Genomic DNA, 11,873 nt, shown 5'->3' on the forward strand with positions numbered 1-11,873 from the left:
TTTTAGTGACTTTATAATAAAATATTTGTATTTAACGGAAGGCTAATATTATGAAGAAAGTAGCGAAAATTTTAACAATTACAACTGCTTCTGTTTTATCAGTTGCTGCTATTGGAGCTATAACTGCTATTTTAATTCATAGAAGAAATCAAAGATATTTAGTAAATCTCAATAAGATAGTAAACCAAACTAATCCTATTCTAAAAAACAAAGATAATCTAAATAAAAAAGCTAGTGAACTTAAAGAAGAAGATATTGCATTTGAAAACAATGAAAAATTTCAAGGTGAAGTTAGAAAACTAGAATTTAATGATTATGATGGAATTTTAAAAGTTACTTATCGTTTAGTTTACAAAGTTGGTTTTAAAACTTTGATTTCACAGTCAATTGTTAAACAAATTGTTGGGTTTAAAACTTTACCTCAAATTGAAAAGGATGAAATTGATAAAGAAAAGGCAACTATAAAAGAATCTCTTGATAAAGAAATAGAATCATCAACTATTTCATTAAAAGATACAATTGACAAAGCAAAAACTTTACCAAAAAAAATTAATTATTCAGACATTGAATTTTCAAAGACTAATAATAAAGATTTTTTATATCGTCTAAAAGAAATTGTTGCTAATGACAAAACTGGAACTTTAGCAGTTAGCTATTATTTAATTTATTACTACAAAAAAACTGATCAGTTCATTGAATCAAAAGTAATTACTAAAACAATTTTAGGTTTTAACACATATGGAAATATTTTGAGTTCTGAATTAAAAAAAGTCACTATGCAATTAAATATTGCTAATGAAGAAAAGACTAAAAATTTAGCTTCGAGCTTTTTAACAAAAAATAATCTTGCAACATTTAGTAATTATGATCATACAAAATTTGAATTAATAACTCATTATTCGCATGATGACATTTTAGGTAAATTAGTTGTTAAGTATCATTTAAAAAGTTTGGAATTTGATGAACAAAGTGAAGAAATTATCAAGGAATATGATGGATTTTTAACTTATGAACAGTTTTTAATTAGTAAAACTAAAGGTAGATTAAATACATACCAAAACAGTTTAAAAAATCTTCAAATTAAAAAAGACCAAAACCAAAGTTCATTATTACCTTCTCAAGTTACAAAAGAGATGTTTGAAACTACATATGACAATAATATATCTTTAGAAATCACAAACATTTCCAAACAAAACGACCCAGAAGGAACAGTTGATGTTACTTTTAGATTAAAAACAAAAATTAAAGAATTAAATGACAAAGAAGTAACAAGCGAAGAAAAGACAGTTACTTTAAATAATTTTCAAAATACAAATGCAACAAGCGAACCTGACTTTCAAACAGTAAAATCCGAATTGGATAATTTAGCTAAAACTAAAGTTACATTTGATGTAAGAAATGTTGACAAAGCTGTAACTTTACCTTCAAAAGTTACTGATGAAAATATTAAAGAAACATTAAATGGGATTGATAACTCAACTTATACATTACATAAATCATTTCAAAAAAATGATGCTTTAGGAACAATTGATATTATTTATTATCTTTCTAAAATGCATAATGGAAAAAAGATATTCTCAAGTCAATTTGTTATGACAATCAATGGGTTTAGTAATTTAGAAAATCATTTATTTAATGAAGAAAAAGCGAGAATTAATCAACTTGTTAGTGATCAATCGAACCTTAATTTTTCAAACTTTGAAAACAAAGAAAATAGTCTACCTTCAGAATTAAAAAACAACAAACTTATGTTGGATAAAAATAAATCATTACTTAAAGATTTAAAACTTGAATATGAAATAGATGCAAATGATGATGAAGGCAAACTAACTTTAAAATATTGATTTGTCTCTCAAAAATTTGAAAATCTAAAATCAGATGTTCAAATGAAAACATATAGTTTAATGAATGCAAAAACTAGGGAATTGAACAACAAAATTAATAATCTAGTTCCTAAAATTAAACAAAGTGTTAAAGCATATGATTTAAAATCATTTAAAAAATTATTTATCGAAAAAATTAAACTTAAAGAAGTTATTGATAAAAATAAATTACTCGATTTATTAGATTTAGGTGTTGATAAAAGTCAAATTGAAATTACCGATTTAAACACGATTAAGGTATATGAGGAAAATAACTCTTATTTTATGAAAATAAAACTAAGATTTATTGATAGAAGCAATAAATCAATTGAAAAAGAAATCATTTTTGATTTGTCAAAACATTTATGGACTAATTTTATTGAATCTTGACAAAATAATATTTCTGTTAATAAAAAAGAGTCTGAGCTTGAAAAATATGAACAAACTTTTGCAAAAGATATGGATCATAAATTGGCAAATCAGATGATTGAATTTAATAATTTAGATAATCAAATCAATGAATTAAAAAACAAATTTACTTTAAAAAATCAATTTGTTTCATATGAATATGTTTTTAGTTCTAAAGATAATGAAAACGGAAAAGTGACTTTTAAAATCAAATATGTTGTTAAATATGGAGACAATGTTTTAACTGGGGAAACTAAAGAATACACGCTAGCAGGGTTTAGAACTGAACAATCTTATAAACTTTATCAACAAGATTTGAAAAAAGAAACCGAAAGATTAGAAAGAGTCTTTCAAAATATGAATGATCCAAAAATTAATGATAAAAATATGTTTCCTTCAGATGTAACAGATTCAATGTTTACATGAAGTGGAGAAGGTTTTGATATTAACACTGAAAAACCGGTTGTTGAAAACAAAGAATTTGATGACAATAAAGGTAGACTAAATGTAACTTGACATTTATCTAGTGCTAATATGAGACTTAAAAGCGCCAGAAGTGAAAGCAAAACTAATCCGATTCTATATTTTTGAAAAACCGAAAGCAAGATTGATTCAAAACTTGAAGAGTTAAGTAAAGTTTTTATTGAAAAATATAAGAAGAGAGTTGATGAATTAATGTTATCATCTAAAGATAAATTTTTACCCGTTATTAGAGATAAAGCAACTTCAAAAATCAAAGAGTTTTTATTGGGTGAAATGCTAACTAAAATTGTTAAAACCGCAAAACAATCAACAAAACCTTATTACTCAGTTTTTGGGATAGATAATCCTAAAGTAGATGAAGTTTTTGAGTCACACTTAAATTTAGCATTTACTAGACTTAATGATTTAATGCATTTGTATATTGCATGCATTAATTGAGGATATGAACATCGTAAAGATGATACTGGTTCAATTGGATTTTGATTGTATATTACGCAACACGTTGTACGTTATAACAATATAAGACCTTTTGTTACAAATACTTTTAAATATTTTGGAAGCACAGTACATGAGTTAGTTGACAATCTTGTTAAAGAAAAGATTGAAAATGATGAAAAATTAAAAGAGATTAAAGAAAAACTTTCTGAAAATACGTTAAAAACAACCAATTTTGCTGCTAAATATTTATCAGAAATGCCTTGAGATTGAGTTTTTAATGGAGATGATGTTGTAGGGAAACCTAAATTTACTGTTCAAGATGATTTAAAAAATGACTCTGATGCAAGAGGCGGATATATTTGATTAATTTTTCGTAATGGTTGATGAAAAATTTTTAATACTGACAAGTATAGAAAAAAACTTTCTAATTTAGTTTCAAGTGATTCAACTTTATCTGATAGTCAAAAGAAAAACATCATAGAACAAGGCAAAAAATTATTAGCACCTGTACTTAGAACTATAGATGTTTATTCAGAATTTATTAAAAATGAGATTTTATATAATGTTGTAAAAATTGCAAGTGATGTCGCAAAAGCAGTTTAGTTATTTAAAATTTGATCAATTTGAGACTGTGTTAATATAGAATTTTTTAATTGAATAGGATGTTTTTTGATTATATCATTTGCAGTTTTTTCAAGAGCTTGATCTAAGATAACATAATTGTATTTATCTGTTATAATTTTTCCATTTTCATCTATATTCATTTCAATAAATCTATATTGATCTAATCCCGAATACAAAAGAGCATCTATTAAAACTTTTCCATTCTTTTTTGAAAGAATGGTTATTTTTTTTAGTTGATTTGTCATCTGCGTATCATAGTCTAGCAAAGTTACAATTGAATCGAAATAATTTTTTATTAATTTTGTTATTAAATATTTTCTAGTCATAACTATTCCTCCTTTTATGTGAATGTGAATTATTTTTCTATTTAACATTTTTGTAAAATGGTAAACATATGAGAAACCATAAGTTATCAAATTATTTAATTTGAGGGTTATAAGTTATAGATAATGAAACACTAAATAATTTTAATGATAAAGTAAATAGAATTACTATAGAAGCAAAAATCACTATATAAGAAACATTGGTTTTAGTCATACTAATTGCTTCTTTTAAAATAGTTCCGATGTTTAAATTGCTTGATGAAACAATTAGCTCTAAGAAAACTAATGATGAAACAATTAACATATTGATTGAAAATCTATCACTTAGCAAAACTAAATGTGAAGGCAATATTAAATTAAATAAATGTTTATAAGTAATTTGTATTTTGCTTAATCCGATTGAATTTAAAGCAATAATAAATTCAGAATTTGATAGTTCTTTAATTTCATTTTTTGAAACTTCATAAAATGATGTTCATGAAATTAAAACAAATGATAGTAGTAATGCTCATCAATTTGTACCCATAAAAATACATAATAAAAATATTCAAATAATTTCAGGTAAAGAGTGAATGATGCTACTTATGCTATCAATGATTTTTGCATATCATTTATTTTCATTTAATGTAGTAAGCGCAGCTAAACTAAAACCAACAAAAATGTTAATTACTAATGCAGCAAAAATAATAAGAATTGTAAAAATAATTGAGCTAAAAATTCTTGAATAAATATCAACTCCAAAATTATTAGTTCCTAAAATAAATTTAGATGTTGTTATGTTTAAATTGTTGTTAATGTTAATTGCTTTAATTAAATCATATGGGTTGTAATATAAAATAACAATATCAGTTGTTGTAGTGAGTTCACCACCAGAGTCAAAAGCTGAATCGTATAAGATTTCAAAAATTGGCGCTTGTCCTAAATAGTTTGCTCTAATTTTTTCTAGTCTAGCAATTTCACGAATAAAATCTAGTTCAGCACCTTTTTCGAATGTTCTTTTAACAATTTGTGAATATTGCGAAGGTAAATTATTTGTATAAGAAAAATTTGAAATAGGTTTTGTTGGAGAATATTTAATAAAAAATAATGCAAAAATAATTCCAAAGGCAATTATTAGGAAGAAAACTAAAGAAAAAATGTTTGATTTTTTTTCAAAAAAACGCTTTCAAAATAGCTTTTTTTCAGTTGTTTCATTTGTTAGAGAAGATGGCTTTGGTTTAACTTTAACAAACTTAAATAAATTATCATTTAATTTGCTATTTTCCATTTTTTCTCCTTTCTAGGTTTAATAAATGCAAAATCATTAAAATAACTAGATTTTTGCATTGGGTTTATGTAATCTAATAGTGTTGCTAAAACAAATTTTGAGATTAGTAAAACAAGCAAGCTAAACATAAAGAAAAACATAATTAAATCAATTTCTGCATTTTTAAATGCATATGATAAAAAGATACTTTGACCAGGAATTGAAAAAATTCTTTCAATAACAATTGAAGTTGATAGCAAGATAATATAAAAAGGAATAATTGCTTGTAATTGATTAATTAAAAGTTGTTTGATTAATATTTTTCTAATTAATTGAGATTTATTATAACCTAAACTTTTTGCAAAAATATAGTAATTGCTTGTAATTACTTCTTTTGTTGTTTTTCTAGCACGAACAAAAAATAAAGAAATGGTTCCAAAAGAGGTTACCATAATTGGAACAAATAATGAGGCAAAAGAATATTCTCTTAAATATTGCGAAGGATAACCAAATAAACTTGCTGTACTTAATGCAATAATAGCAATAATAATTAAAGGTAATGCTGCAAAAAATGAAACAATGATATTAATTGTAATATCAGGTGCTTTAGAAAATTTATAACCTGCAACAACACCTAATACATTTCCTAAAATGATTGAGAAAATATAAATTAGTCCAGTAAACAATAAAGTTATTTTGAATTGGTTAAAAAATAAACCAGAAATTGAAGAATTTGTAACATTTAGTTCAGAACTATAGATTTTGCCATTAGCTGTAAAAAAGCGAGAAAGTCAATGTAAAAACCTTAAACCTAAATTAAATTCAATTTGAGAATATACAGCCAATGTTTTCTTGATTTGATTTTGTAGTAGTAAATTAACTATAAAAAAGATAAGTAAAGTAGCGACAATAAAAATTGCTAAATATATTGCTAAACGAATAAAAATATATTTGATTTTTGCTTTCATTACTCTCACTTAAATTTTAGTATTTCATTAATTTATATTTGTAATTTATTCCATCATCACTTGTAAGATCTAATTTATAAGAACGGTTAAGTCCTTCACTTACAGAATTAGTTTCAAGATATTTTCTTAAATTAATAATTGAACGTTTAATTTCATTTAATCTTGTGTAGTTTTTAACATTATTAAATTGTGAAACTTCCTCACCTACATCAAATTGTTTATTATTGTTTTTATCAGTTCATAATTTAACATCAAATTTTGAACCAAAATAATTTTGAAAAACTGTTGAAGTTTGTATTGGTTCAGTGATGTAAGAATATTCATAATTTTCATAACCTAATAAAGAATGTGGGTTAAACATATTAGATTTTGAAATAGTGTAATTAACATACTCAGGTTTTGCAACAAAGTTATTTTTAAAAATGCTAATTTTATAGTCTTTATTTCCTATTCTTAGATATTGTTGATTTGACATATCAACTTGAGAGGATTTTAAATAACCACCAAAATTAGTTGATTTTAAATCAGTGGCAACATTATTATCGAGTGCTAAGGTTTTTGAATTGCCCATATAACTAATTGGCAGACCATAACCCATTAAATCCACATATGCTTTGAATAATTTTTTTAGGTTTTGGTATTTCACTAAATTACTAAATGGTATTTCACCATTAGCATTTTTAAACATCTTTAATTGTGTATCAAAAACTCAATTTGGCGAAACAATATAACGTATACCATTTCTTATAATATCTTCCCCATAAGCGGAAACATATGGTTTTGATCATGCATCATAAAATCACAAAGTATTTTCACCCGAAAGGCTTATACCTTCAACATCTGGATTATATGTCATTTTTAAAAATTCACGTGGTATTAATTCTTCAAAAGAATATAAATATTCAACTCTATTTAAACTAACGCGACCTTGAAATTGCAATGGGGAATATCTATTATTTCAAGTGTAATTTTGAAAATCAAAGTTGTTCGCAAATTTGCTAAAAGTTATTGGATTAATTTTAGTGTCTTTGATATTTGCTCACTCAAATAATTCTCAGGAGCTTATTGTTCTAAAAACATTGTTATTATCAAATAGGTCACTGTTTGCAAGAAGTTTTTCATCATAGGTTGTATGATGTTTGTAATTTAAAGCTTCTCTAAATTCATCAACAAACTTTTTATTGTTAGTATAGTTTTCTGCAACTCTATCATCAATTTGACCTAAACTATTTTTCATTTTATAGACTAGACCATTTTCATCATTTGGTGAATAGTAATTTAAATCAGTTTTTTTACCTGAATTATTATAAATGTTTGCAATATGATGAGTATATTCATGAATTAGAGTAGGCAAAACCATATTAACTTTTTTATCAATTGTTTCATAACTTCAATCAACATATCTTGTACCATTAGCAACAATGTGCTTGGTAAATAGTGCAATTTCATTATTATGAGGAGTATAAAAACCATTTAATTGGTTAGTATCAATTGTTTTATCATAATTTTTATTGATAGTTACTTCTTTTATTTCAGTAATTTCTGGACCAAAATTAGCTTTTTCCAAAAACTTTTGTGACAATTGTTTTAATCCTTGACTACCAAAAAAATATAAATAAGTTCCATCAGATTTTTTAGCATAAGGATATTCTACAAAAGTAAGTTCACCAACTTTATAATTTGGATTTTTTTGTTTTGTAGTTAGATCATATCTTTGGTTGTAATAAATAGGGTTATGGTTTTCAGCATTACCTTTGTTATTGCTATTATTATTTTTATTAAGTCAATCTGTAAGTCAACAAGAAGATAAAACTAAAGGCGCTCCTAAAATAAAAAATGAAGAACCTAAAGCAAATAGTCCTATTTTTTTATTTAAACTTTGTTTTAGTAGTTTCTTCATCTTAAAGTCTCCTATTTTTAGTTTATATATTATATATATAATTTAATTTTTAGTGACTCTTTTTTAGACCTTGTAAAACATATTCTTCAGCAGGAGTTTTTTCTGTTCCCTTAACAACAAAAGTTTTTTCAAAGTGAATTTGACCTTCATGTCCATGAACTTCAGCAGCTTCAAAGTCAAATTCAAATTTTGAAGTATCATTGTTATCAATTTTTTCAACTTTTACATATTCTTGTAATTTCTTTAAAAATTCATCGAAGCCTTTTCCATAAGCATCTTTTAATTCTTTTAAAACATCTTGTGGGTCTACATCAGATTTTGAAGATTTACTATAAATTTTGTAATTTCCAATTGTATATGATTCTGCAATTTTTTCTTTTTTAAATCCAAAAATTGATCACAATGCAGTTTTTGATTCTTCTCCAACGGTTTGAGTTATTCCTAAATGTAACATACCTTCATCTTCATGTGAGTGTGTACTATCTGCAATTGAATATTTTGCTTTTTCAGGTGCTTGAGACATATCATATTGAATGCCATATTTTTCAAACACTTTCAAAACTTGATCTCAGCCTTTTTCTTGTTGTGCTTTTTTAAGTTCTTCAACAACAGTTTTTGCTTCAACATCTTTAGCTTTTGAAGCTACATCAGATATTTTTACACCTAATTTTGTTTCACCTTTAAATTCGCTTGGTTTTTTAGGATCATTGCATGAACTAGCTATTAATGCAATAGGTGCAAATGATAAAACACTAGCACCAGCAATTAAACTTGTAAATATTTTTTTATGTTTCATATTCATCTCCATTTTTTTGAATTTACAAATTATATTATAGTATAAGTGCATAAAAATTGTTAATTTTATGAAAAATGTATCAAAAAAATATAACTGAAAATGCATAAAAATTGTAATTTTGAGGTTCACACTTCTTTAAAAATATTTGTTTTATAATATTTATATGTTTAAAGCAAAGAGATTGAAACACAAATTAATTGCATTAACTACATTGGGTGGAATTTTAATAATGCCTATAGTTTCAATTTCTTGTTTACCTAAAAATAGACCTTTATGAGACAAAGACATTAATAAAGGTAAAACAAAGCCTTATAACGAGAATTATTGAAACGCACATTTTGACTACCCCCCAATTTCTAAAAATAATAATGGTAATGAATTAGAAGGCGATTTTGAAAATGGATTTAACATTTCAAAAGATCAACTGCTTAAAATTCGTGACACAACTGAGATTTCATTAACTGATGAAGGTAAAAATTACACTAATCAAGAAATGTATAATGAAATGCAAAAAATCTTTAGTAATGAACTTTTAGGTAATGGAATTTATCATAAACCTGGAAGAAAGTCTTTTGAAGAAATTTTTAAAGAAAATGCTTTCTTTCAAAAAATGTTTAAGGCAACTTTTGCCGATATTAAAAGTATTTTAGGCAAATTGTATAATCCAACGAAATGAGAAATTAGATATAGTATTATTCAAAGATTTCAAGAAGAAAATGCACTTTATTATAGTTTTCAATTTTTTCACACTGACAAAAATCATATTGATAGAAGTATTTATGAACCTATTATAAATAGACATGATGTCGGATATGGTGTTGGACCTAAATTTATTAAGAAAATTACTGGTTTTAAGAAAGCTTAAATTATGCTAAGAATTATTGCAGGAAAATACCGTTCAAGATTGATTTTGCAACCTAGTGCAAAAACAACAAGACCAACAGTTGATAGAGCAAGAGAAGCTATCTTTTCAAGTATTCAATTCGATATTGAAAATAAAAGATTTTTAGACTTATTTTCTGGAAGTGGAAGTTTTTGTTTAGAAGCATTATCACGCAATGCATTAAATGCAGTTGCTATTGAAAAAGATAGTGAGGTTTTTAAGATTCTAAATCAAAATAAAACCTTGCTTAAAGAGAAAAATTTGCAAACCTACAACATTGATGCAATTTCATATTTGAATAATTGCGATGAGAAGTTTGACTATATTTATTTAGACCCGCCCTATAAAATTTCAAATATATTAAGTGAATGTTTAATTTTAATCAAAAATAAGAACATTTTAAACGCTAATGGAACTATATTAATTGAAACAAATTTAGCTACTTTAGACTTTTTTGCATTGGGTTATGAAACTTTTAAACTTAAAAAGTATGGTAAAATTTATATTTACTATTTAAGATATGTAAATATCTAAAAAAATGAAAGGAAAATTATGAGTGAAAGTAAAAAAGATAGAAAACTAATAATTTTTACTGGGCCTTCTGGTGTTGGAAAAGGTACTATCGAAAAAAGATTATTTGAAAATAAAGATTTAAAACTTAAACTTTCTGTTTCAGTCACCACTCGTCATCCTCGTGAAGGTGAAATTGATGGTGTTCATTATTATTTTGTTTCACAAGATACTTTTGATGCTTGTTTAGCTGATAATAAATTAATTGAATACTCACTTCATTTTGATAATTATTATGGAACTTTATATTCAGAAATTGACCGTATTATTGCTCAAAAAAGAATTCCATTTTTAGAAATTGAAACTAATGGAGCAGCACAAATTATTAGCAAATATAAAGCTCATAAAAAGGAAGACGAAATTGTTTCAATTTTTTTAATGCCACCTTCATTTAAAGAATTAGAGCATCGTATTATTGGAAGAAACACCGAATCAAAAAGTGTTATCGAGAAACGTTTAGCAAAAGCTAAAGAAGAAATTGGACAATCAAACTTATTTGAATACATTGTTATTAATAATGATGTTGATCAAACTGTTAGCGAAATTGAAGCAATTATTAAAAAAGAATTTGCTCATATTTTAGAAGATAATGACCAACAAAATCAAGAAGCAGGCAGAAAGGCATAATATGGAATATTGTTTTAAGTCTGACAAAGGTTTAGTAAGGCCCGAAAATCAAGATCGAGTTGGAGTTGTTGTTAAAGGCAAATGAGTTTTAGCTATTTTATGTGATGGTATGGGCGGACATTATGGAGGGGCAAAAGCTGCCTCTGTAACTTTGGACGCTTTTGAAACTTATTTTAATAACAATTTTCCAGTAAATATTGATTATAAAGACAAAAAAACAATTAATGCTTGATTTAATGATGCATTAGCAGTAATAAAAAAAGCATTACAAAAGGTTGCTTTTGATGATCCAACTTTTGCAGATATGGGGACAACCCTAACTGCTGCTTTAATATATCCTTCTGAAAAACACATTTATGTATTTAACATTGGTGATTCAAGAACTTATATCTATAATGGACTGTTATATCAAGTTACTGAAGATCAAAATGTTCAAAATCAATTAATTAATGAAGGTATGAAACCACATGAAGCAATGCATCATCCTTGAGCTAATAAATTAACCAGTTGTTTAGGCCCTAATAAGGTTATGACCCCTAATGGTAATGTGTATAACAAAGAATCTAATGCTCAATATGTGATTTTAACAAGTGATGGACTTCATGATTGAGTTGAAAAACCTTTGTTTGAACGAACTATTCAATCAAAAAGCTTATCATTAGAAGAAAAAGCAGATAGTTTGATTAATTTTGCAAAAAAGAATATGTCAAATGACAATATGTCAATAGTTTTGGTGGAGATATAA

The 11,873-nt window shown here is 25.4% G+C and carries 10 protein-coding genes; 5 read left to right on the forward strand and 5 right to left on the reverse strand.

All coding sequences use genetic code 4. From position 1 onward, the window contains the following. Positions 1-50: 50 nt before the first annotated feature. The gene (locus EXC60_RS02230; protein ID WP_129619912.1) at positions 51-3,794 is read left to right on the forward strand and encodes a lipoprotein 17-related variable surface protein; all 3,744 of its coding nucleotides are present in this window, start codon (positions 51-53) and stop codon (positions 3,792-3,794) included. Here EXC60_RS02230 and EXC60_RS02235 read toward each other — a convergent pair. The 5 genes from EXC60_RS02235 to EXC60_RS06620 form a co-directional block, all read right to left on the reverse strand. Beyond that, positions 3,791-4,141 (reverse strand): type II toxin-antitoxin system RnlB family antitoxin, encoded by a 351-nt coding sequence (locus EXC60_RS02235; protein ID WP_024544324.1) that lies wholly within the window; start codon positions 4,139-4,141, stop codon positions 3,791-3,793. The two genes, EXC60_RS02230 and EXC60_RS02235, sit on opposite strands and share 4 nt — an antisense overlap. 91 nt (positions 4,142-4,232) lie before the next feature. Continuing rightward, complete coding sequence (locus EXC60_RS06610; RefSeq protein ID WP_024544323.1) at positions 4,233-5,405, reverse strand: ABC transporter permease subunit; 1,173 nt, start codon at positions 5,403-5,405, stop codon at positions 4,233-4,235. Next, positions 5,387-6,352: an ABC transporter permease subunit gene (locus tag EXC60_RS02245; protein ID WP_024544322.1), complete on the reverse strand. Its 966-nt coding sequence runs from the start codon at positions 6,350-6,352 to the stop codon at positions 5,387-5,389. The genes EXC60_RS06610 and EXC60_RS02245 overlap by 19 nt, the downstream gene beginning before the upstream one ends. Positions 6,353-6,368: 16 nt before the next feature. Then, a complete protein-coding gene (locus EXC60_RS06615; protein WP_024544321.1) occupies positions 6,369-8,252 on the reverse strand; it encodes an MYPU_1760 family metalloprotease in 1,884 nt (627 codons plus the stop codon). Positions 8,253-8,301: 49 nt separating this feature from the next. Further along, the gene (locus EXC60_RS06620) at positions 8,302-9,048 is read right to left on the reverse strand and encodes a hypothetical protein (protein ID WP_024544320.1); all 747 of its coding nucleotides are present in this window, start codon (positions 9,046-9,048) and stop codon (positions 8,302-8,304) included. A gap of 163 nt (positions 9,049-9,211) precedes the next feature. Here EXC60_RS06620 and EXC60_RS06625 point away from each other — a divergent pair, with 163 nt between their 5' ends. The 4 genes from EXC60_RS06625 to EXC60_RS06630 are packed head-to-tail and all read left to right on the forward strand — an operon-like array spanning position 9,212 to position 11,873. Next, positions 9,212-9,913 (forward strand): hypothetical protein, encoded by a 702-nt coding sequence (locus EXC60_RS06625; RefSeq protein WP_156909649.1) that lies wholly within the window; start codon positions 9,212-9,214, stop codon positions 9,911-9,913. 3 nt (positions 9,914-9,916) lie between these two features. Beyond that, on the forward strand, positions 9,917-10,465 hold the full coding sequence (rsmD, locus tag EXC60_RS02265) for a 16S rRNA (guanine(966)-N(2))-methyltransferase RsmD (protein WP_024544318.1): 549 nt from the start codon (positions 9,917-9,919) through the stop codon (positions 10,463-10,465). A gap of 18 nt (positions 10,466-10,483) precedes the next feature. Beyond that, positions 10,484-11,128 carry a guanylate kinase gene (gene gmk, locus EXC60_RS02270; RefSeq protein ID WP_024544317.1) on the forward strand — a complete coding sequence of 215 codons (645 nt, stop codon included), beginning with the start codon at positions 10,484-10,486 and terminating at the stop codon, positions 11,126-11,128. Further along, positions 11,091-11,873 (forward strand): PP2C family protein-serine/threonine phosphatase, encoded by a 783-nt coding sequence (locus EXC60_RS06630; RefSeq protein ID WP_169720119.1) that lies wholly within the window; start codon positions 11,091-11,093, stop codon positions 11,871-11,873. Before gmk ends, EXC60_RS06630 begins: the two co-directional genes overlap by 38 nt.

This window comes from Metamycoplasma salivarium, assembly GCF_900660445.2.
In the GTDB taxonomy this organism is placed as follows: Bacteria; Bacillota_I; Bacilli_A; order Mycoplasmatales; family Metamycoplasmataceae; genus Metamycoplasma; species Metamycoplasma salivarium.